This window comes from Paenibacillus sp. VT-400 (assembly GCF_001029205.1).
Lineage (GTDB): Bacteria > Bacillota > Bacilli > Paenibacillales > Paenibacillaceae > Paenibacillus > Paenibacillus amylolyticus.
In genome coordinates this window covers 42,601-63,837 of record NZ_LELF01000048.1, presented here as the reverse complement: position 1 = coordinate 63,837, position 21,237 = coordinate 42,601, and the positions used below count along the sequence as shown (strand labels likewise).

Genomic DNA, 21,237 nt, shown 5'->3' with positions numbered 1-21,237 from the left:
GGCGGAGGGGTTCCACACGTACCCATCCCGAACACGACCGTTAAGCCCTCTAGCGCCGATGGTACTTGGACCGCAGGGTCCTGGGAGAGTAGGACGCCGCCAAGCGAAGAACCACTGCCGATGTTATTCGGTGGTGGTTTTTATTTGTTTATTTAAAGGGATGCGAAAGCATCTCTTATTTGACTTTGTAAGAATCCTCTGACACACTCTAAGGGGTACATATATCAGATATCAGGCCATGAATTGGATTGATAATAACTCTAGCGAATGGGGTGTAGGACAACATGGAAATTCAGAAATTGACGGTAGATGATTTTGAACCGGCGATGGCACTCTCCGAATATGCTTTTCAAGTGGTAATGAGTGAAGAACAGAGAGAAAAACGGCGGAGTCAATTTTCATCACAGGATATATGGGGTGTATATGAGGATGGGCAGCTAGGAGCCAAACTTCACATCATTCCTTTTCAAACCTATATTCATGGCAGATCGTTCGAGATGGGCGGTATTGCGGGTGTAGCCACCTGGCCAGAGTATAGACGCAAAGGCTGGGTAGCGGGTCTGCTCAAGCATGCGTTGGAAGAAATGAATCGTAACAAACAGAGCATATCATTCTTGCATCCATTCTCTTTTGGTTTCTATCGGAAGTATGGATGGGAGACGTATGTTGAATTTAAACGTTATAAAGTACCTACAGCTCATTTGCCTCTGAAAAAAGCGACACCTGGAACAATTCGGCGTGGGGATCCGGGCCTCAGCATATTAAAGGAAGTATACAGTGCTTATGCTGAGCGTTATAACGGAACTCTGGTTCGGGATGATGCAAGGTGGGAGAATTCAGTTCTTGTTAATGGGACCAGCCAGAAGGCTGTATATTACGATGAAGCTGATGCAGCACAAGGTTATCTTTTATATGAGGTTAAGGAAAATAAATTTGCCATTAAAGAGATCATCTATCTGAATGAAGAGGCGAGGCAAGGGCTGTGGACCTTCATTGCTAACCATGATTCCATGATCCAGGAAGTTACGTTGCAGGCGCCTGCCAGTGATACGCTTGCCTTCCAATTGGATAACCCACGGATTCAGCAGGAGATTGTACCTTATTTTATGGCGCGTATCGTTAGTGTAGAGCAGTTTATATCTCAGTATCCATTTGCAAGCCAGGACTCACCGGTGCAAATTGTTCTTCAGGTAGAAGATGCCCACGCTCCATGGAATGAAGGAGTATGGCAATTAAACGTGGCAATGAACGGAACAGCGTCCATATGGAAAACTTCGGAACCAATTACTGATGATCAGACCATTAAGGTGAATATTCAATCCCTTACCGCGGTGCTGATGGGATATCGCAGACCAACGGAAATGGCACGAATCGGAAGAATTCACGGACCGAACACAGCAATCAAGGCTTTGGAACAAGCGATTCCTGAACGGGAAACCTATTTGCTCGATTTCTTCTGATGACTATGCCCACTGCTCCATTTAACTTGATTAGCTTATATAGAAATACGGCGTGATTGAAAGACAAATGGACTTCTCCAGCAATTTTGGAGAGGTTTTTTTGTGTCCGGGGAATATTTCGTGTAAAATCGTAAAAAATGAATAGTGACCCCACTTGGCAAAACCACAAAATATGCTATAATGGTTATAAAGTCAAAGAAAGTCAAAGTCAACTAAAGGTTTAATACTTAAGTAGCTTTCTTTCTACAATCTGATGCATGATCGCCAATATACGGGATTCATTTCATCGGAGGATCAAGGGAATATTAAAGGACCTTCGTGCTTCCTTCGCTCTCCTGTTAACACCTGTGGAAGCAAGATTCGCTGTTTCCCTGATTGGTTAAATGGGTAGAGAAGGTGTACTCTGTGGGGGCGTGTGGGTCCTTATTGACTTAACGTTTCAGACAGTGGAGGATGATTGGATGCGTAATATCTCTGATATTATCGAACGATATCTGAAGAGTATTTTGCATGAAAGTCCCGAAGGAATGGTTGAAATTCAGCGTAATGATCTGGCAGATCAATTCTCATGTGTACCTTCCCAGATCAATTATGTCATCAGCACACGTTTTACACTCGAGAAGGGATACCTGGTAGAGAGTAAACGCGGCGGTGGTGGTTATGTTCGCATACAGCGCATTGAATTACCGGCCCAATCAGCTCTGCATAATCATTTGCACCATAGTATTGGTGAAGAGATCGGGCAGACAGCTGCCGAAGGTCTGATCTATCAATTGGAAGAAGCGCGCTTTTTGAACAAGCGGGAAGCCGGGTTGATGCGAGCTGCTGTATCTAGAGAGGTTATATTGGTCAAACTTCCTTACCGGGATCAAATTCGTGCCAGAATGTTGAAGGCGATGTTAATATCTTTGCTCGGTAAATGAAAACTATCGGGGTCAAAGGAGGTACATCAATATGCTGTGCCAAGAATGCAATAAACGTCCGGCGACACTTCATTTTACGAAGATCGTAAATGGAGAGAAGACGGAATTCCATATTTGTGAGTCATGTGCCCGTGAAAAAGGGGAAATGATCCCTGGAACAGCAGGTGGGTTTTCCATTCACAACTTGTTGTCCGGATTGCTTGATTTTGATCCAGCCGGCAAAAGTGGATCGGCAGGAACACCACCTGCAAAAGCACTTCAATGTGAAGAGTGTGGTATGACGTACGCTCAATTTAGTAAGATAGGCCGGTTCGGCTGCAGTTCATGTTATAAATATTTTGACAGCCGTCTGGATCCTTTGTTCAAGCGGGTTCATGGTAATACGTCCCATGTAGGCAAAGTGCCTGCACGAGCTGGTGGTCGCATCAAGGTGAAACGGCAAATCGCTGATCTGAAGCGTGAGCTCCAGGAGAGCATCGCGCAAGAGGAATTTGAAGAGGCGGCCCAGATCCGTGACCAGATCAGAGGACTTGAAAAAGGAATAGCTCAGGAGTAAAGTTTGTCATGAGTAGGAGGGATGCGTAATGCCTAATCTGCGCTTTACAGAGAAGGCGCTCAGCGACTGGATGCGCAGTGATGCGGCTGATTCCGAAATCGTCATTAGCAGCCGTGTCCGGATTGCACGCAACCTTCAGCATGTTCCGTTTCCGATGCTGGCTTCCAATGAGCAATCGGAAGAGGTGCTGAATAAGCTGAGCGAAGTACTTCAATACGATGACGTTCATGCCTTTGGGGATTTTCATACATTGGATCTGATCGATATTGACGAACTCGACAAACGGGTGCTGGTGGAGAAACATCTCATTAGTCCAAGTCTTGCGAATGAATCCAGAAATGGTGCGGTTATTCTCAGTGAGGATGAGTCTGTCAGTATTATGATTAACGAAGAGGATCATCTTCGTATCCAGTGCCTCTATCCGGGGTTCCAGGTGAAAGAAGCCTGGGAGAAAGCTTCCGCAATAGATGATGCTTTTGAAGCGCACGTGGATTATGCTTTTGATGATCGCAGAGGATACTTAACCAGCTGTCCTACCAATGTAGGTACAGGTGTCAGAGCATCGGTCATGATGCACTTGCCTGCCCTGGTGATGACACAGCAAATTGGCCGTATTCTAACCGCAGTTTCCCAAGTGGGATTGACGGTAAGAGGAATATACGGTGAAGGTAGCGAGGCGATGGGTAACCTTTTCCAGATCTCGAACCAGATTACTTTGGGACAGACCGAACAGGAAGTCATCGAGAACCTGCATGGTGTTGTGTTACAGATGATTGGTCATGAACGTACAGCCAGAGAACGGTTAATTACCGACTCCAGACTTCGGATTACGGATCGGGTCATGCGTTCTTATGGCATATTGTCTCATGCAGCTATTGTTGATTCCAAGGAAGCTGCACAGCGCTTATCGGATGTACGCCTTGGCGTGGATCTCGGATTGTTGGATGGACTGTCCATCACGGTAATGAATGAATTGAATGTGATGACACAGCCGGGATTTTTGCAGAAAACATTTGGGGAAGATATGCGCACAGATGAGCGTGACATCTACCGTGCTCAGTTGATTCGTGATACGATCAATGCAGCGAAGCAGTCCTAGTTTAGCCTGATATAGTATTGAATTATGGTTTCATGCCGCATTGCGGCTTTTATATAATAAGGCATGTACAAATGCCGCATGACTTTATTCGCAGCACGGCTGCAAACAAGAATGATATGAAGAATACGACGGTTATTTTATTACATGACCCTCGTTTTATCCAAAACCATGGAGGTGCAGGAGATATGATGTTTGGAAGATTTACGGAACGGGCCCAAAAGGTGCTCGCACTCGCACAGGAAGAAGCTGTCCGTCTCGGTCATAATAACATCGGTACTGAGCATATTTTGCTCGGCCTCATTCGTGAAGGCGAAGGTATCGCAGCCAAAGCACTGATCGGCCTGGGACTCGGATTGGAAAAAATTCAGGATGAAGTAGAAACGCTGATTGGCCGTGGCCAAGAGCAACCTACCAACATTGCATATACGCCACGTGCGAAAAAAGTAATTGAACTGTCTATGGATGAAGCTCGTAAATTGGGCCACACCTATGTAGGAACTGAGCATATCCTGCTCGGATTGATTCGTGAAGGCGAGGGTGTTGCAGCACGTGTGCTCAATAACCTGGGTATTAGCCTGAACAAAGCACGGCAACAAGTGCTGCAGTTGCTTGGCAGCAGTGAAGCTGTATCCAGCCATAATGGAACACCTGCCAATGTAAGCACACCAACGCTGGACAGTCTGGCACGTGACCTCACGGCTTATGCGAGAGAGAACAACCTGGACCCAGTCATTGGACGTAGTAAAGAAATTGAACGTGTCATCCAGGTGCTCAGCCGTCGTACGAAGAACAACCCGGTATTGATCGGTGAGCCAGGTGTAGGTAAAACAGCGATTGCTGAAGGCCTTGCACAAAAAATCATCGCAAATGAGATTCCGGAAACATTACGCGACAAACGTGTAATGACCCTGGATATGGGTTCTGTAGTCGCTGGAACCAAATATCGTGGTGAGTTCGAAGATCGTCTGAAAAAAATCATGGATGAGATCCGCCAAGCAGGTAACATTGTCCTGTTTATCGACGAATTGCATACCTTGATTGGCGCAGGCGGAGCTGAAGGCGCCATCGATGCTTCTAACATTTTGAAACCGGCTCTGGCCCGTGGAGAATTGCAATGTATCGGTGCGACAACACTGGATGAATATCGTAAATACATCGAGAAGGATGCAGCGCTTGAGCGTCGTTTCCAACCGATTACTGTAGATCAGCCTTCTCCGGAAGAGGCGATTCAAATCTTGCACGGCTTGCGTGACCGTTATGAGGCGCATCACCGCGTGAAAATTACGGACGAAGCAATTGTGCAGGCGGTTAAACTGTCTGACCGTTACATTACAGACCGTTTCCTGCCAGATAAAGCGATTGACCTGATTGATGAAGCGGGTTCCAAAGTAAGATTGAACTCTTACACGATCCCACCAAACCTGAAACAACTGGAAAGCCGTCTGGAAGATATCCGTAAGGAAAAAGACGCTGCAGTTCAAAGTCAGGAGTTCGAAAAAGCAGCAGCTCTGCGTGATACGGAACAAAAAATCCGTGAAGAGCTGGATGTAACGAAGAACCAGTGGAAAGAGAAACAAGGTCGCACCGATTCTGAGGTTACTCCTGAGGATATCGCACAAGTGGTAGCCAGCTGGACCGGAATTCCTGTGAACCAACTGAAAGAAGAAGAGACACAGCGTCTGATGAATCTGGAGTCTATTCTACATGAACGTGTCATCGGTCAGGATGAGGCAGTGAAGTCTGTCAGCCGTGCGGTTCGTCGTGCTCGTGCAGGACTTAAAGATCCAAAACGTCCGATGGGTTCATTCATTTTCCTCGGCCCTACAGGGGTAGGTAAAACAGAACTTGCTCGTGCTCTGGCTGAAGCGATGTTCGGCGATGAAAATGCAGTAATCCGGATTGATATGTCCGAGTATGGTGAGAAGCACTCGACTTCCCGACTTGTCGGAGCGCCTCCAGGTTATGTTGGGTACGAAGAAGGTGGCCAGCTGACAGAGAAAGTTCGTCGCAAACCATATTCCGTAGTCCTGCTCGATGAAATCGAGAAAGCACATCCAGAAGTATTCAATATCTTGTTACAAGTGCTTGAGGATGGTCGACTGACGGATTCCAAAGGTCGCGTTGTTGACTTCCGCAATACGCTGATTATCTTGACATCCAACGTGGGTGCCGAAGCGATCAAACGTAACTCTACACTGGGCTTCACTGCAGTTGTAGATGCAGGAGCAGATTATGACAACATGAAGGGGAAAGTAATGGATGAGCTGAAGAAAAGCTTCCGTCCAGAGTTCCTTAACCGGATTGATGAAATTATCGTGTTCCATTCACTGGAAGAAAAACACATCGCTGAAATTGTTACGCTTATGAGTGAAGAACTTCGTAAACGACTGCTCGAACATGAGGTCGATTTCGAACTCACTGATAATGCCAAGTCTTTCCTTGCGAAGACAGGCTTTGATCCAGCTTACGGTGCGCGTCCGCTTCGTCGGGCGATCCAGAAGCATATCGAGGACAAATTGTCCGAAGAGTTGCTCACAGGTAACGTAACCAAAGGGGATTCATTGCTCATCGACGAAGAGAACGGTGCACTGTCTGTTACGAAAAAAGACGTGGTTGTTCCTTCGAATGAGGAAATTGAAACTAAATAATATGTAGCAAGCTTTGGAGTTAAACTTCAGCTTGTATTAATCCTTATTCCTTAATCAAATCCTTCTCGGCTTCGGCCGAGGAGGATTTTTTGCACTTTGGACAGAAGACGGACATGATTATGTCAGGAACATGTGTAAAGTTTGCGATAATCCTTTACGAAAAATCTCAAACAATGGTAAACTTTTAGTAACCCTGCACGTCAGGGAGTTTGGGTGAAATTCGTCGAATAATGCAAAATGCTGTTATAAAACTAAATTATAGGAGTGCTGAAGTGGCCAAAGTTAAAACCAAGTTTCAATGTACGGAATGCGGCTATGAAGCCCCCAAGTGGTACGGTAAGTGTCCGGGTTGTCAGTCATGGAATTCAATGGTGGAAGAAACAGAGACGGTGGTCAAAACACAAGGGAGAAATTCTCCTCTGTTTGACAGTAAAGATAAACCGCTTCCTATCATAGATATAGATAGCGGTCAGGAACCGCGTGTACAGACTGGAATCGGAGAGTTGAACCGGGTATTGGGTGGCGGAATCGTTCCGGGTTCACTCGTTCTGGTGGGTGGAGATCCGGGTATTGGGAAATCAACGTTGATGTTGCAGACATCTCATGCTTTGACGCATTCGGGTTTGCGTGTGTTATATGTTTCCGGTGAGGAATCAGTCAAGCAAACCAAATTGCGGGCAGACCGCCTCGGGGCACTCTCTGCCGAGTTGTATGTACTGTGTGAAACCAATATGGAACGTGTAGAGGAAGCGGTGGATCAGATCCAGCCGCATTTTCTTGTCATCGACTCCATTCAGACGGTATATCTTCCCGAAGTTACCAGTGCGCCGGGTAGTGTAGCACAGGTAAGGGAATGTACGTCAAGGTTCATGCGGATTGCCAAAGGCAGAGGCATTGCAACGGTTCTTGTGGGGCATGTTACCAAAGAAGGTGCCATTGCCGGTCCACGTATGTTAGAACATATGGTGGATTGCGTCCTTTATTTTGAAGGAGAACGGCATCATACGTATCGCCTGCTGCGTGCGGTGAAGAACCGTTTTGGTTCCACCAATGAAATTGGTATTTTTGAAATGGGCGAGGATGGACTTCGTGAGGTGGGCAATCCGTCCGAACTCTTTTTGTCGGAACGTCCACTGGGTGTAGCAGGTTCAACGGTAGTTGCCAGTATGGAGGGTACACGCCCTCTGCTCGTGGAATTGCAGGCGTTGATCTCAACCACCCATTTCCCTTCTCCCCGCCGTATGGCAACAGGGGTAGATCTGCATCGATTAAATCTGATCATTGCAGTGCTGGAGAAACGGATGGGGATGTTTTTACAGACCCAGGATGCGTATCTGAACGTGGCTGGTGGAGTACGGTTGGATGAGCCCGCTGTAGATTTGGCGGTTGCCGTCAGCATTGCATCCAGTTTGAGAGATGTACCGACCAAGCCGGATGACGTTATCTTTGGCGAGATTGGTCTGACAGGTGAGGTTCGAGCCGTATCACGGGCCGAACAACGAGTGAAGGAAGCCGCAAAGCTGGGCTTCAAACGAGTCATTTTACCAGAAAAAAGCTTAAAGGGCTGGAAACATCCTCGCGGGATACAACTGATCGGTGTGAATACCGTGGCAGATGCACTAGCGGTTGCTTTAGATTAGGGGGCATAACAAGATGAAAGATATGAGCCAACTGGATAATATGAATGAGTTGTTAAGGCTGATCGCACCAGGTACACCTTTCCGCGAAGGTCTGGAAAATGTGCTGCGCGCCAAGACGGGCGCACTGCTTGTTGTAGGATACAGCCCTGAAGTAATGGAAGTGGTGGATGGGGGATTCTCGATTAACTGTGATTTCTCCCCGAACTATCTGTATGAACTCGCCAAGATGGATGGAGCCATTATTCTTAGCGAGGATTTGAAGCGTATTCTTTACGCCAATACCCAGTTAATCCCGGATTCATCTATCTCTTCATCAGAGACGGGGATTCGTCACCGGACGGCAGAGCGTGTAGCAAAGCAAACGGGTAAATTGGTCGTATCCATATCACAGCGCCGGAATATCATTACCTTGTATCAGGGAACACTTCGTTATTCCCTCAAGGAAATCGGGGTTATTTTGACCAAAGCGAATCAAGCGATTCAAACCCTGGAGAAATACAAAGCGGTATTAACACAGTCCCTTACGAATCTGAGTGCCTCTGAATTTGAGGAACTGGTGACGATTCCTGAAGTGGTTAATGTGATTCAGCGTACCGAAATGGTGATGCGGATCAAAACGGAAATCAAACGGTACATTCATGAACTCGGGAATGAGGGACGACTCATTTCCATGCAAATGGAAGAACTCGTGGGTACAACGGAAGAAGAAGCCTGGTTATTGTATAAAGACTATGCCCGTGACGACAGTGATGACAAAATCCGTGAAATTATCGTGGGACTGAAAAGATTGTCGGACGATGAGTTGCTGGATGCACATCATATTGTCCGTCTGCTCGGCTATCCTTCATCAGCGGCTACTTCAGAGGATTCGGTTGCCCCTCGTGGATTCCGGGTATTAAATAAGATCCCCCGCCTGCCCAATGTTATTATCCATAATCTGGTGGATCAATTCGAACAATTGCCTCATGTTATTATGGCTACAATTGAAGAACTGGACGAAGTGGACGGTATTGGTGAAGTTCGTGCCCGGACCATTAAGGAAGGCCTCAAACGTTTGCAGGAGCAAATGTTTATCGACAGACAGATGTAAGGGTTTGCCTATATAAAGGCTTGAAATGGATGAGGTGAAACAACGATGCTAACCAGATTCATTCCGAATCTCTTTACCCTGGGTAATCTGTTTCTTGGAATGATGGCAATTTTGCTTGCGATTGATGGAAATTACAGTTTGGCTGCCATTATGGTCATTGTAGCGATGCTGCTGGATGGTCTGGATGGCCGAGTGGCACGTGCACTCAATGCCCAAAGTGAATTCGGCAAGGAACTGGATTCCTTGTCTGACATGGTTTCCTTTGGTGCAGCACCAGCCCTGATCATATTTATGGTGTCGTTTCAAGATTCAATGCCGATCCTCGCCTGGATCGCAACAGCGGCTTTTCCGATCTGTGGAGCCATTCGTCTTGCACGGTTTAACGTTCGTCCGGGTATTCCTGGATACTTCACAGGTCTGCCGATACCGGCAGCCGGTGGGGTGCTGGCTACACTGTCCTTGTTCAATAAGGATATTGGCCCGGTTAGTATGATGATTGCTACATTGCTGTTATCGTATCTGATGGTGAGTTCGCTTAAATATCCCAATTTCAAAAAGGTCGGTTTGCCACGAAAGGCAATCTGGATTGCACCATGGGTTGTGTTATTTGCCATAGCCGTAGCCGTTATTTTCCCAGAGCAGTTATCCAAATTGATCTTTATTCCGTTGGTGTTATACGCCCTGTATGGAATGAAGCATAATGTGCGAACAGCGGCCTCACGTAGTCGGGCGAAAAAGCGCAAGGATGAGAAATCTTCCCGTCCTTCCGATCGTTAAGTCGCCTTGGGGACAGACACTATACAAAGAAAGCACGTACTCTCCTGAACTGGAGAATGCGTGCTTTTTGTTTATTCAGATCTATTTACGGTAAAAGAAACCCTTACGGACGACATACATATCTTCTTACGACAGATTAAACATCCCTAACGTTGAACACTTCTGTGATTCGTGATTTACGACCTCTTCCATGTTAATGTCCAGCAGATTGCAGAGAGCCGACATGTAAAACAGGTTCCGCCCTAGTTCAGAGCTGATGACCTCTCTGCAGTTCTCACACAACTCACCTTCCACATGCGTTTCCAGCAGGCCCTTGGTTTGAGCGATATCGCTCTCCGGGGCATATTTCTGCTTGGTGGCGTGCAGCTCGATGCAGCCGCATTCGGTAATGGCTTTGGACACGGCACGGTTAACAGACGCTCCGGCTTGTCCCGTTTTGGACAGTACATCAATCAGGCTGCGATGACGCAACAACAGTTCAGAAACTTGATCCTGGAAAGCCTGTAAACTTAGCGTACTCATTTTGCCACTCACCTCGGGATATGAATTGAATTCATTATATGCCAATAATTTACCTACTTTCAACTGACGATTGCAACATTTCCAAAAAGTTCTTGCGGATGGGATTAGCAATTCAGGAATTGGATCATACTGGATATAAAGATCAAGATACATTGAAGGAGGTGCAGGGACTAATGTGGAAAAAAGGCATTTTAACTTTTACAGGATTGTGCGGTGCATGGTTCGGCTACACGGCATATCATCTGGCAGGAAAATCGGTCCCATGGATGGCTGAGTGGATTCAGTCAGCAGGATTACTGGGAGCTGGTATATCGACGCTGCTGGGAGCTGTAATGTTTATGGCTGTATGTAATATTGGTGGAACATTGATGGCAGACAGGCTGCATAGTGGAATTGATTCATTGGCAAAAGTACCTATGAACGAATTGGCTGCAGGTGCTGCAGGTACAGTTGCAGGATTGCTGGTGGCCTTGTTACTTTACCCTGTTGTGGGATGGATGGGGACGGCAGGAGAAGTGCTGCAAGTAGCGCTGACGGTGATTAGTGCTTATTCCGGTTATACCCTTGCCATGGCGAAGAAAGACGATCTGGGGGCCTTCTGGATGTCTGGACGATGGGGTCATCCCGAGGTGGACGAGGACAGACGGATGGAAGAACATAAAATTCTGGATACCAGTGTTATTATCGATGGGCGTATCGCTGATATATGCAAAACCGGATTTATTGAAGGCACGATCGTAATTCCGGAATTTGTTCTGGAGGAGTTACAGCATATTGCCGATTCATCGGATCTGCTCAAGCGGAACAGAGGACGGCGTGGACTGGACATTTTGAACAAAATTCAGAAGGAACTTGATGTAAAAGTCCTGATCTACGAGGGGGATTTCGAGGAAATCTCCGAGGTGGACAGCAAACTGGTTAAACTGGCTAAAGTGCTTCAGGGTAAAGTGGTCACCAATGACTTTAACCTGAACAAAGTGTGCGAACTCCAGGGTGTATCTGTGTTGAACATTAATGATCTTGCCAATGCGGTTAAGCCGGTTGTTCTGCCAGGTGAGGAGATCATGGTGCAGATCATCAAGGATGGCAAGGAGCATGGTCAAGGTGTAGCCTATCTGGATGATGGCACAATGATCGTTGTGGAAGGCGGACGCGAGTATATCGGCATGATGATGGAAGTGCTCGTGACCAGTGTGTTGCAGACTTCAGCGGGACGAATGATTTTTGCCAAGCCGAAACTGTTGGAAAAAGCCCAATAAAGCGGTATGATGGGTAGTGTATCGTTGAATGATATTGTATATCTTTGGACGATAAACTGACAGACAAGGCAGGGATTGCGGCATGGATAAAGGGTGGGGCGTTGTCATTGTGGCAGCAGGTCGCGGAACCCGGATGGGGACGACCGAGAGCAAACAGTTTCTGTTGCTGCAGGACAAGCCCGTTTTCATACATACGCTTGAGGTATTTGCTGCGCTGGACGAGATCCGCGAGATGGTGCTGGTCACAGGAACCGCAGATGTTGAACGCTGCCAGGATTGGGTAAAAGAATACCAACTGGATTCACGTGTCCGTGTTATCCCCGGAGGGAAAGAGAGACAACATTCTGTCCATAAAGGCCTTGAGGCACTTGGGACGGATTGGGTTCTCGTTCACGACGGGGTACGTCCTTTTGTGAACCATGAGCAGATCAAGGGATGCATGGCGGCCGCCTTATCCGGTGGTGGAGCAGCTGTGCTAGCGGTTCCCGTGAAGGATACGATCAAACAAGTGAATGCGGAAGGAGTCGTTACGGCGACGCCAGACCGCAGCAGTCTGTGGAGCATTCAAACCCCGCAGGCTTTTCGTCTTTCTTCCCTGCTCTCCGCCTACGAATCAGCTGAGCAGGACGGATTTCTGGGAACAGATGATGCCATGCTGGCTGAACGTCAGGGAATGTCGGTCAAGGTTGTGGAAGGCAATTATACCAATATCAAATTAACAACGCCGGAAGATTTGCAATATGCTGCGTTTTTGCTGGGGGGAGAGAAGAAGCGATGATACGTGTAGGACAGGGATTTGATGTACATCAGCTGGTAGAGGGACGCCCGTGTATTATTGGCGGAGTAACGATTCCTTATGAAAAAGGTCTGCTGGGTCACTCGGACGCAGACGTGCTGTTGCACGCGATCAGTGATGCCATTTTGGGTGCACTGGCACTTGGGGATATTGGCAAGCACTTCCCGGATACCGATCCGGAATTCAAAGATGCGGACAGTCTGAAATTGCTGGAGCATGTATGGCAGCTTGTGAAGGATCGCGGGTATAAGCTAGGGAATATCGATTCAACGATTATTGCCCAGAAGCCAAAGATGGCTCCTTATATCCCACAGATGGCTGAGGTTATTGCCAAGGCACTGGAAGCGGATGTAACGCAGGTGAACGTGAAAGCAACAACGACAGAGCAACTGGGATTCCCGGGACGGGGAGAGGGCATTGCCGCTCAATCCGTTGTTTGCCTTGTACGTGTGTGATATCATCAATCAATTAGTGACGGAGGGGATCATATGAGCACGGATATTCGTGTGCGTTACGCGCCGAGCCCAACGGGACACCTGCATATCGGGAATGCCCGTACGGCGTTGTTTAACTATTTATATGCCAAACATAATAACGGTAAATTCATTATTCGTATTGAAGATACGGACGTGAAACGGAATATTGCCGGTGGTGAAGAAAGCCAACTGAAATACCTGAAATGGCTCGGAATTGAGTGGGACGAAAGTATTGACGTGGGCGGAGAATACGGACCATACCGTCAAACGGAACGTCTGGACCTCTATCGTAAATATACGCAGGAATTGCTGGATAAAGGTCTGGCTTACCGTTGCTTCTGCACGGAAGAAGAATTGGAGCAAGAGCGCGAGGAACAGTCAGCACGTGGAGAAACACCGCGTTATTCTGGCAAACACCGTGACCTGACTCCAGAGCAAATTAGTGCGTTTGAAGCGGAAGGCCGCGTAGCGAGTATTCGTTTCCGTGTGCCGGAAGAGCGCACATATACGTTTGATGATATGGTTAAAGGCACAATCTCGTTCAACAGCAAGGAATCCGGTGACTTCGTCATTGTGAAAAAAGACGGCATTCCCACATACAACTATGCCGTTGCTGTGGATGATCACTTGATGAAGATCTCCCACGTCCTGCGTGGGGAAGATCACATCTCGAACACGCCGCGTCAACTGATGATCTATGAAGCGCTTGGCTGGGAGCCACCGCAATTCGGTCATATGACGTTGATCGTGAATGAAAATCACAAGAAGCTGAGTAAACGGGATGAGTCCGTTATCCAGTTTATTGAGCAGTATGATCAGCTCGGCTATTTGCCTGAAGCGATGTTTAACTTCATTTCCTTACTCGGCTGGTCTCCGGAAGGGGAAGAAGAGATCTTCTCGCAAGAGCAACTGATCTCCATTTTTGATACGAAACGTCTGTCCAAGAGCCCGGCGGTATTTGATACCCACAAGCTGGCTCACTTGAACAACCACTATATCAAACATGCTGACCCGGAACGTATTGCCGAAATGGCCATTCCGCATCTGCAAAAGGCTGGACGTATTTCTTCCGAGCTGTCTGCTGAACAAAAAGAATGGGCTTATACTCTGGTACACCTGTACCAAGAGCAGATGAATTCTGCCTCCGATATTGTGGAATTGTCGGAAGTATTCTTCCGTTCCAATCTGGAGCTTGAAAGTGAAGGAGAAGCAGTGCTTGCGGAGGAGCAGGTGCCAACCGTACTGAAGGCATTTGCGGATAAAGTACAGGCGAGCGAAGAGTTTACTCCAAGTAAAATGGCTGCATTGATCAAGGAAGTACAGAAAGAAACCGGCTTTAAGGGCAAACAGCTCTTTATGCCAATTCGTGTAGCCTTGACTGGACAGACGCATGGACGGGATCTGAACCAAACGATCGTACTTCTGGGTCGTGATACGGTGATCGAACGCCTGCTTGCACAAGTAAAATAATCTTAGTCGAGGACATTCCGTTTATTTGGAATCTGAACACAGTCCTACGATGGATGGATTACGTAGGAGGCTGTTGTCAGTCTGAGGCCTTTTCGCTATAATAACAACACAACGAATAATTGATATGATTTATCTAATAGAACAGCAAAGATCGGGAGGAGTAGACTGACCCGGACAGATTCAGAGAGGATGGTCCCGCAGCAAAGAAAGAATTTCTTTGGTTGCGGTGGCTGTGAACCATCCACTGTCCATCAGTCGAAATGCGCCCGTGAGCTGCACAGCCGAATCCGGCCCCGCCTTTGTCGATCATGACAAGGGAAAACGTTAGGATAGGTTGTGACGATTGGTTTCCGTTACCAAACCGCTTGAGGGCTCATTCTATTTAAGAATGGACCGAGCAGAGTGGGACCGCGATAAACGCCTCTGCAGCTAAATGCTGCAGGGGCGTTTTTTTGTTTAGGCGAGTGTGCAGTACACTACCAAGGAACGCGCCGTCCGGTAAGCCGGAGGACGGGAACCTGAACAAGAGGGGAACGAGCATGTTCAAGAAGATCAGATCAGATATCCAGGCGGTGTTTGAAAACGATCCGGCGGCCCGAGGTTGGTTTGAGGTGGTATTCACCTACTCAGGGCTGCATGCGATATGGGCACACCGGATCGCTCATTTTTTATACAAGCGAAGATGGTTCTCGGTTGCCCGGTTCATTTCGCAGGTTAGCCGTTTTATGACAGGAATCGAGATACATCCTGGAGCTACGATCGGAAATCGGTTATTTATTGACCACGGAATGGGCGTCGTTATTGGAGAAACATGTGAGATTGGCGATGATGTCGTTATCTATCAGGGGGTTACCCTGGGCGGAACAGGGAAAGAAAAAGGGAAGAGACATCCCACCATTGGTAATAATGTGGTTATCTCATCCGGAGCCAAGGTGCTCGGTTCATTTAGCGTGGGGGATCAATGTAACATTGGTGCGAACTCCGTTGTGCTTAAGGAGGTCCCTTCCAATAGTACCGTGGTAGGTATACCGGGTAGAATTGTTAAACAGGATGGCCGACGGGTAGATCGCCTCAGTCAGCAATTGCCCGATCCGGTCGTTGACTCCTTGCGCGGTATGCAAAAAGAACTCGAACGATTGCAGGAAGAAGTACGTACACTGCAAAATGCCCGTGAAAATGAGACTGTGCGTGATACGTGATACAATAAATAAAGGCAGTATAGGATGAAAGGATAAGTGACCATGACGCTTCAGATTTATAATACGATGAGTCGTACCAAAGAGAAATTTGTTCCCCAAGAGCCAGGGAAAGTGAAAATGTATGTCTGCGGACCAACGGTATATGACTACATTCATATCGGGAATGCACGCCCGGTTATCTTTTTCGACACGGTTCGTGGATACCTGGAACAGACAGGACATGATGTGAACTATGTGGTGAACTTCACGGATGTGGACGATAAGTTGATTCGCAAAGCAGAACAACTTGGAACAGACGTTCCTCACGTGGCTGAGAAATTTATTGCTGCCTATTATGAAGACATTGAGGGATTGGGTATTCCCAAGGCAAGCAGCAATCCGAGAGTAACGGAAAACATGCCGCTGATCATTGATTTTATCCGTGAGCTGGTTGAAAAAGGATTTGCGTATGAAAATGGCGGTGACGTCTATTATCGCACAGGCAAATTCAGCGAATATGGCAAACTTTCGAAACAAAACCTGCAGGAGCTGCAATTTGGAATCCGTGTGGGTGTGGACGAGCGTAAAGAGCATCCCGAAGATTTTGTGCTCTGGAAGGCTGCCAAACCAGGTGAGATCTATTGGTCCAGTCCTTGGGGCGATGGTCGACCAGGCTGGCATATTGAGTGCTCCGCCATGGCTAGGGAGTACCTTGGGGATACACTGGACATTCACGGGGGTGGACAGGATTTGCAGTTCCCGCACCATGAGTGCGAATGCGCCCAATCCGAGGTATTAACAGGTAAACCACTTGCGAACTACTGGATGCATAATGGATTCATCCGGATTGATAACGAGAAGATGTCGAAATCACTCGGTAATGGTGTTCTGGTTAAAGACTTGCGGAATCAATATAAACGCGAAGCGATTCGTTATTTCATGTTGTCTACCCACTATCGCAATCCATTGAACTTCACGGATGATACGATGGAGCAGGCACAGAACAGTGTGGACCGGATTGCGAATGCGGTAGGTAACCTGAATCATCGTCTGAATGCGGTGACTGTAGATCAGGATATCACAGTAGAGTTTGCGGCAAGACTCGACCAAATTCGTCAGCAGTATCACGAGAAGATGCAGGACGATTTTAATACTCCTGATGCGATCACTGCGATGTTTGAGTGGGCAGGGGAAGCCAACCAACTGTTGCAGCAAGAAGTAGTTAATGCGGCAGACATTCGCGCGCTCCTCCAGTTGTTCAGTGAATTGAATGCTGTGCTGCGCATCTATACTGACGCAGAGCCAGAACTTCTGGATGAGGAAGTAGAACGTCTGATTGAAGAGCGTGTAGAAGCGCGCAAGTCGAAAAACTGGGCAAGAGCGGATGAAATTCGCGATGAATTGTCTGCACGTGGCATTCTGCTTGAAGATACGGCGCAGGGCATGAGATGGCGGCGCAAATGAGCGAGGGACATCCAAATACACCAAAACAACAGGAGCAGGTCACAGAGGGTGGATGGTTCCCATATCCTCCTTCCAGACCTGCGAGGTTGATTCCACCTATTGCACTGGCCTATATTGGTGATGCGGTATATGAGGTAGCTGTTCGTCAATATCTGCTGTCGAAGGCCAACATGCGTCCCAATCATTTGCACCGTAGTGCAACCGGGTTGGTATCAGCGAAAGCACAGAGCCGCATACTTACAACGATTGAGGCTGAACTGACAGAGGAAGAACGGGATATCGTTCGGCAAGGGCGGAATGCCAAGTCGGGTAGTGTGCCCAAAAATGCAGATGTGTTGGAATACAGACATGCCACGGCTTTTGAATGTCTCATTGGTTACCTCTATAGCAGTGGTCATCATGATCGCATGATTGAACTGATCGGGCTTGGCATTGAGCACGCGGAACAACAATCGCCATCGCCGACAAAAAAATAGAAATTTCAACAAAACAACGCATTACAGAGAGGATCGAACAACGATGGAAGAAGAATGGATCGCCGGTAAACACTCCGTGACGGAGGCGCTGCGTTCAGGCCGGACCATTAATAAAATATGGATTGCCGATACAGCACAGAAACATCTGACTCAACCTATTATCTCGGAAGCTAAAAAGCTAGGTATTGTCATTCAACACGTGGACAAGCGTAAGCTGGATCAAACGGTACCAGGCATCCAGCATCAGGGGGTAGTTGCTCAAGCAGCACCTTACGCTTATGTGGAGGTAGAAGACATTCTTGCCGCAGCAAAAGCAAAGAATGAGCATCCTTTCCTGATTCTGCTGGATGAGATTGAAGATCCTCATAACCTGGGGTCAATTTTGCGGACAGCAGATTGCACGGGTGCGCATGGCGTCATTGTACCCAAACGTCGCTCGGCAGCGGTAACCGTGACCGTATCCAAAACATCAGCAGGCGCTGTGGAGTACGTGCCAGTGGCTCGTGTAAGTAATCTTGGTCAGACCATCGATCGCCTCAAAGAGGAAGGTGTATGGGTTGTAGGGACAGATGTCACGGCTCACGAAGGTGTCTTTGGTAATGGAGTCTTTACTGGCCCTGTGGCATTGGTAATCGGAAATGAGAACAAGGGAATGGGACGACTTATTCGTGAGAAATGCGACGTGCTGATCAAACTACCAATGCAAGGTCAGATTAATTCCCTGAATGCTTCCGTGGCAGCCGGGGTTGTCATGTACGAAGTGCTCCGCTCGCGTCAAGCGCAGGAATAGAAGGTATGGCTGATTCCCGTGATGTGCTTCTTGTAGACGGGTACAACATGATTGGCGACTGGCCGGAATTAACCAAACTGGCGGAAAGTGGGCTCGAAGAGGCGCGTAACAGGCTTCTCTTTCGTCTTGCAGACTACCAGGCTTTCTCCGGCCGGCGAGTCATTGTTGTGTTTGACGCCTACCTCGTGCCTGGACTCGGTAAATCCTTTACTCAGAGCAAAGTGCAGATCTATTTTACAAAGGAAAAAGAGACGGCAGACGAATGCATTGAGAGACTCGTTCGGGAACTAAGCATGCGAAGACGCCAAATCTATGTGGCTACGAGCGATATGGTAGAGCAACATGTCATTTTTGGACAGGGAGCGCTACGCGTATCTGCAAGGGAGTTACTAATTGAAGTTGAGCAGAACGAAAAAGAATTAAAAAAACGACTGGAAGAAGATCAGGCGAAGACCACGCGTAACACACTCGGGGGTAAGTTAAGTCCCGATGTATTAAAAGAGTTTGAGCGATGGCGCCGGGAATAACAGCACGTTTTTACAAAATTTAGAATATTGAAACTCTTGACATTTATGTTATTGATGTTCTTTTTTAGGCATAGCGTGGTTGACGGTGTGAGGTACCATCATATATACTGATCCTATATTTCATAGAGTAGAGTAACGGGGTACCTTGCGTTGCAGCCGGAGGGATTGTCTGTGAGTGTCGACCTCAAAGATATCATGTTATCTAAGTATGATTACCAAAGTGACGAAGACATTGTCGAAGCTTTCCGTGAAGGCGAAAGCGAAGCGTTAGAGTTTCTAATTAACAAATATCGTAACTTTGTACGCGCCAAGGCAAGATCTTATTTTCTGATTGGGGCAGACCGGGAAGATATTATTCAAGAAGGAATGATTGGCCTCTACAAATCCATTCGAGATTTCAAAGGGGACAAGCTGGCTTCGTTCAAGGCTTTTGCCGAACTGTGTATTACAAGACAGATCATCACGGCGATTAAGACAGCAACACGTCAGAAGCATATTCCGCTTAATTCTTATGTATCTCTGGACAAGCCTATTTATGACGAAGAGTCTGATCGTACGTTACTCGATGTGATTTGTGGAACCCAGGTCAGTGATCCGGAAGAACTTATCATCAATCAGGAAGAGTTTGTGGGCCTGGAAGATAAAATGTCCGAGATTCTGAGTGATCTGGAACGTAAAGTATTGATGTTGTATCTGGACGGGAGATCTTATCAAGAGATTGCAGTAGATTTGGACAGACATGTGAAGTCCATTGATAATGCACTTCAGCGCGTCAAGCGCAAACTTGAAAAGTACCTAGAAGTTCGAGATAATTAAACACATGTTGTCGTTGACGGAAAAGGCTCGGTGTTTGAGTCTTTTTTTAGTGTCTCAAGTTTATAAAATCTAAGAATGTTTATACTAGTAATCGCTCGGTCCATGCAGGAGAAGAGAAAAAACAGAGATGAGAAACAAATGTACGTTTTACGGAAGTAATACCCAATGAATGAAAGGCTATTCTTTCATTGACATGGTTATACCCTTGTGATAAAGTGTTTTAGGTAGGCCTAAATTTATGGCTTTTTTTCAGGATCAATTTAGAGACTCTGCTTGAATGTGGAAGTCTTCGGGAGGTGTACATCATGCGGGTAATTATTACTTTGGCTTGTACTAACTGCAAACAAAGAAATTACACTACGACAAAAAACAAGCGTAATCACCCCGACCGCATGGAGATGAAGAAATTTTGCAAGTTTTGTAACGAGCAGACTTCTCATCGCGAAACCAGATAGTTTTTGGAGGTGTCGGCGTGAAACGAAGTTTCAAATCTCTGATTTCCTTTTTCTCAGAAAGCTGGGCTGAACTTAAAAAAGTTCGCTGGCCTAATCGTAAAGAGCTGACCAACTACACATTGATCGTACTTGGTACTGTTGTGGTTATGACGCTGTTTTTTTGGGTCATTGACATTGGCATCTCCTTTGTGATCGAAGCGATTATTTAAGAAGGGTTCCGGTGGCTTGATATGGAAAAAAGATGGTACGTCGTTCATACCTATTCAGGGTATGAGAACAAGGTCAAAGCCAATTTGGAAAAACGCGTAGAGTCTATGGGCATGGAAGACAAGATATTCCGCGTTCTTGTTCCTATGGAAGAAGAAGTGGTAAACAAGGACGGTAAGAAAAAAACCGTTATGCGTAAAGTTTACCCCGGTTATGTCTTGGTGGAAATGGTACAGACGGATGATTCTTGGTATGTTGTTCGCAACACACCAGGTGTTACAGGATTTGTCGGTTCGACAGGTTCTGGGTCCAAACCAACTGCATTGTTGCCTGAAGAAGTAGAACAAATTCTGAAGCACATGGGAATGGTTGAACCTAAGCCGAAAATTGAGTTCGATATTAAGGAATCCGTACGTATTAAAGTCGGTCCTTTTGCGAATTTCGTAGGCTCCGTGGAAGAGATTTTGGTAGAGAAAAGCAAGTTGAAAGTGCACGTGAACATGTTTGGACGGGAAACACCGCTTGAGTTGGAATACACACAAGTGGAGAAGATATAGTTTCTTCAAGTTTCTTGTGGGAGGGTTGAAAAACCCGTTAACCACTATTTT

The 21,237-nt window shown here is 47.0% G+C and carries 22 protein-coding genes and 1 rRNA gene; 22 read left to right on the top strand and 1 reads right to left on the bottom strand.

Annotated features, from left to right (window positions below):
* The 9 genes from rrf to pssA all read left to right on the top strand — a co-directional run.
* Window positions 1-105, top strand: a 5S ribosomal RNA gene (gene rrf, locus EL84_RS06370); the annotation flags it as partial.
* Window positions 106-284: 179 nt separating this feature from the next.
* Window positions 285-1,460, top strand: coding sequence for an enhanced intracellular survival protein Eis (eis, locus tag EL84_RS06365; protein ID WP_047841131.1), 1,176 nt, complete (start codon window positions 285-287; stop codon window positions 1,458-1,460).
* Window positions 1,461-1,921: 461 nt separating this feature from the next.
* A complete protein-coding gene (locus EL84_RS06360; protein WP_036671579.1) occupies window positions 1,922-2,383 on the top strand; it encodes a CtsR family transcriptional regulator in 462 nt (153 codons plus the stop codon).
* 31 nt (window positions 2,384-2,414) lie between these two features.
* Window positions 2,415-2,939 (top strand): UvrB/UvrC motif-containing protein, encoded by a 525-nt coding sequence (locus EL84_RS06355; protein ID WP_036607138.1) that lies wholly within the window; start codon window positions 2,415-2,417, stop codon window positions 2,937-2,939.
* 28 nt (window positions 2,940-2,967) lie between these two features.
* On the top strand, window positions 2,968-4,038 hold the full coding sequence (locus tag EL84_RS06350) for a protein arginine kinase (protein WP_036607140.1): 1,071 nt from the start codon (window positions 2,968-2,970) through the stop codon (window positions 4,036-4,038).
* Between the two features lie 185 nt (window positions 4,039-4,223).
* Complete coding sequence (locus EL84_RS06345) at window positions 4,224-6,686, top strand: ATP-dependent Clp protease ATP-binding subunit (RefSeq protein ID WP_047841133.1); 2,463 nt, start codon at window positions 4,224-4,226, stop codon at window positions 6,684-6,686.
* Between the two features lie 272 nt (window positions 6,687-6,958).
* Window positions 6,959-8,326, top strand: coding sequence for a DNA repair protein RadA (gene radA / locus EL84_RS06340; RefSeq protein ID WP_036671578.1), 1,368 nt, complete (start codon window positions 6,959-6,961; stop codon window positions 8,324-8,326).
* Between the two features lie 13 nt (window positions 8,327-8,339).
* The gene (disA, locus tag EL84_RS06335; protein WP_047841130.1) at window positions 8,340-9,416 is read left to right on the top strand and encodes a DNA integrity scanning diadenylate cyclase DisA; all 1,077 of its coding nucleotides are present in this window, start codon (window positions 8,340-8,342) and stop codon (window positions 9,414-9,416) included.
* Between the two features lie 45 nt (window positions 9,417-9,461).
* The gene (gene pssA, locus EL84_RS06330; RefSeq protein ID WP_017692048.1) at window positions 9,462-10,193 is read left to right on the top strand and encodes a CDP-diacylglycerol--serine O-phosphatidyltransferase; all 732 of its coding nucleotides are present in this window, start codon (window positions 9,462-9,464) and stop codon (window positions 10,191-10,193) included.
* 126 nt (window positions 10,194-10,319) lie between these two features.
* On the opposite strand, the gene EL84_RS06325 is transcribed toward pssA, so the two are convergent.
* Window positions 10,320-10,715: a hypothetical protein gene (locus EL84_RS06325; RefSeq protein WP_017692049.1), complete on the bottom strand. Its 396-nt coding sequence runs from the start codon at window positions 10,713-10,715 to the stop codon at window positions 10,320-10,322.
* A 173-nt stretch (window positions 10,716-10,888) separates the two neighbouring features.
* On the opposite strand from EL84_RS06325, the gene EL84_RS06320 reads away from it, so the two are divergent.
* From EL84_RS06320 to nusG, 13 genes are all read left to right on the top strand, one after another.
* Window positions 10,889-11,974: a PIN/TRAM domain-containing protein gene (locus EL84_RS06320; RefSeq protein ID WP_047841132.1), complete on the top strand. Its 1,086-nt coding sequence runs from the start codon at window positions 10,889-10,891 to the stop codon at window positions 11,972-11,974.
* A gap of 82 nt (window positions 11,975-12,056) precedes the next feature.
* Entirely contained in the window at window positions 12,057-12,752 is a 696-nt protein-coding gene (gene ispD, locus EL84_RS06315; RefSeq protein ID WP_047841129.1) for a 2-C-methyl-D-erythritol 4-phosphate cytidylyltransferase, read from the top strand.
* A complete protein-coding gene (gene ispF / locus EL84_RS06310) occupies window positions 12,749-13,225 on the top strand; it encodes a 2-C-methyl-D-erythritol 2,4-cyclodiphosphate synthase (RefSeq protein WP_017692052.1) in 477 nt (158 codons plus the stop codon). The genes ispD and ispF overlap by 4 nt, the downstream gene beginning before the upstream one ends.
* 33 nt (window positions 13,226-13,258) lie before the next feature.
* Window positions 13,259-14,716 carry a glutamate--tRNA ligase gene (gltX, locus tag EL84_RS06305; RefSeq protein WP_036607153.1) on the top strand — a complete coding sequence of 486 codons (1,458 nt, stop codon included), beginning with the start codon at window positions 13,259-13,261 and terminating at the stop codon, window positions 14,714-14,716.
* A 539-nt stretch (window positions 14,717-15,255) separates the two neighbouring features.
* A complete protein-coding gene (gene cysE, locus EL84_RS06300; protein WP_036607155.1) occupies window positions 15,256-15,915 on the top strand; it encodes a serine O-acetyltransferase in 660 nt (219 codons plus the stop codon).
* Between the two features lie 42 nt (window positions 15,916-15,957).
* Complete coding sequence (gene cysS / locus EL84_RS06295; RefSeq protein WP_047841128.1) at window positions 15,958-17,358, top strand: cysteine--tRNA ligase; 1,401 nt, start codon at window positions 15,958-15,960, stop codon at window positions 17,356-17,358.
* A complete protein-coding gene (locus EL84_RS06290) occupies window positions 17,355-17,834 on the top strand; it encodes a Mini-ribonuclease 3 (RefSeq protein ID WP_036607160.1) in 480 nt (159 codons plus the stop codon). The genes cysS and EL84_RS06290 overlap by 4 nt, the downstream gene beginning before the upstream one ends.
* A gap of 43 nt (window positions 17,835-17,877) precedes the next feature.
* The gene (rlmB, locus tag EL84_RS06285; protein WP_017692057.1) at window positions 17,878-18,624 is read left to right on the top strand and encodes a 23S rRNA (guanosine(2251)-2'-O)-methyltransferase RlmB; all 747 of its coding nucleotides are present in this window, start codon (window positions 17,878-17,880) and stop codon (window positions 18,622-18,624) included.
* Between the two features lie 5 nt (window positions 18,625-18,629).
* Window positions 18,630-19,151, top strand: coding sequence for an NYN domain-containing protein (locus EL84_RS06280; protein WP_036607162.1), 522 nt, complete (start codon window positions 18,630-18,632; stop codon window positions 19,149-19,151).
* A 171-nt stretch (window positions 19,152-19,322) separates the two neighbouring features.
* Window positions 19,323-19,967, top strand: coding sequence for an RNA polymerase sporulation sigma factor SigH (gene sigH / locus EL84_RS06275; RefSeq protein ID WP_017692059.1), 645 nt, complete (start codon window positions 19,323-19,325; stop codon window positions 19,965-19,967).
* Between the two features lie 305 nt (window positions 19,968-20,272).
* The gene (rpmG, locus tag EL84_RS31210; RefSeq protein ID WP_072735843.1) at window positions 20,273-20,422 is read left to right on the top strand and encodes a 50S ribosomal protein L33; all 150 of its coding nucleotides are present in this window, start codon (window positions 20,273-20,275) and stop codon (window positions 20,420-20,422) included.
* Between the two features lie 17 nt (window positions 20,423-20,439).
* On the top strand, window positions 20,440-20,631 hold the full coding sequence (gene secE / locus EL84_RS06270) for a preprotein translocase subunit SecE (RefSeq protein ID WP_017692060.1): 192 nt from the start codon (window positions 20,440-20,442) through the stop codon (window positions 20,629-20,631).
* Window positions 20,632-20,652: 21 nt separating this feature from the next.
* Entirely contained in the window at window positions 20,653-21,186 is a 534-nt protein-coding gene (gene nusG, locus EL84_RS06265) for a transcription termination/antitermination protein NusG (protein WP_036607165.1), read from the top strand.
* Window positions 21,187-21,237 lie beyond the last annotated feature (51 nt).

What these genes read in the sequence shown, in the direction of transcription:
- pssA (WP_017692048.1), top strand. Translation starts at nt 9,462, where the DNA reads ATGCTAACCAGATTCATTCCGAATCTCTTTACCCTGGGTAATCTGTTT.
- EL84_RS06360 (WP_036671579.1), top strand. Translation starts at nt 1,922, where the DNA reads ATGCGTAATATCTCTGATATTATCGAACGATATCTGAAGAGTATTTTG.
- EL84_RS06290 (WP_036607160.1), top strand. Translation starts at nt 17,355, where the DNA reads ATGAGCGAGGGACATCCAAATACACCAAAACAACAGGAGCAGGTCACA.
- EL84_RS06345 (WP_047841133.1), top strand. Translation starts at nt 4,224, where the DNA reads ATGATGTTTGGAAGATTTACGGAACGGGCCCAAAAGGTGCTCGCACTC.
- EL84_RS06320 (WP_047841132.1), top strand. Translation starts at nt 10,889, where the DNA reads ATGTGGAAAAAAGGCATTTTAACTTTTACAGGATTGTGCGGTGCATGG.
- ispF (WP_017692052.1), top strand. Translation starts at nt 12,749, where the DNA reads ATGATACGTGTAGGACAGGGATTTGATGTACATCAGCTGGTAGAGGGA.
- cysS (WP_047841128.1), top strand. Translation starts at nt 15,958, where the DNA reads ATGACGCTTCAGATTTATAATACGATGAGTCGTACCAAAGAGAAATTT.
- EL84_RS06350 (WP_036607140.1), top strand. Translation starts at nt 2,968, where the DNA reads ATGCCTAATCTGCGCTTTACAGAGAAGGCGCTCAGCGACTGGATGCGC.
- eis (WP_047841131.1), top strand. Translation starts at nt 285, where the DNA reads ATGGAAATTCAGAAATTGACGGTAGATGATTTTGAACCGGCGATGGCA.
- ispD (WP_047841129.1), top strand. Translation starts at nt 12,057, where the DNA reads ATGGATAAAGGGTGGGGCGTTGTCATTGTGGCAGCAGGTCGCGGAACC.
- EL84_RS06280 (WP_036607162.1), top strand. Translation starts at nt 18,630, where the DNA reads ATGGCTGATTCCCGTGATGTGCTTCTTGTAGACGGGTACAACATGATT.
- disA (WP_047841130.1), top strand. Translation starts at nt 8,340, where the DNA reads ATGAAAGATATGAGCCAACTGGATAATATGAATGAGTTGTTAAGGCTG.
- nusG (WP_036607165.1), top strand. Translation starts at nt 20,653, where the DNA reads ATGGAAAAAAGATGGTACGTCGTTCATACCTATTCAGGGTATGAGAAC.
- rlmB (WP_017692057.1), top strand. Translation starts at nt 17,878, where the DNA reads ATGGAAGAAGAATGGATCGCCGGTAAACACTCCGTGACGGAGGCGCTG.
- EL84_RS06355 (WP_036607138.1), top strand. Translation starts at nt 2,415, where the DNA reads ATGCTGTGCCAAGAATGCAATAAACGTCCGGCGACACTTCATTTTACG.
- EL84_RS06325 (WP_017692049.1), bottom strand. Translation starts at nt 10,715, where the DNA reads ATGAGTACGCTAAGTTTACAGGCTTTCCAGGATCAAGTTTCTGAACTG.
- gltX (WP_036607153.1), top strand. Translation starts at nt 13,259, where the DNA reads ATGAGCACGGATATTCGTGTGCGTTACGCGCCGAGCCCAACGGGACAC.
- rpmG (WP_072735843.1), top strand. Translation starts at nt 20,273, where the DNA reads ATGCGGGTAATTATTACTTTGGCTTGTACTAACTGCAAACAAAGAAAT.
- cysE (WP_036607155.1), top strand. Translation starts at nt 15,256, where the DNA reads ATGTTCAAGAAGATCAGATCAGATATCCAGGCGGTGTTTGAAAACGAT.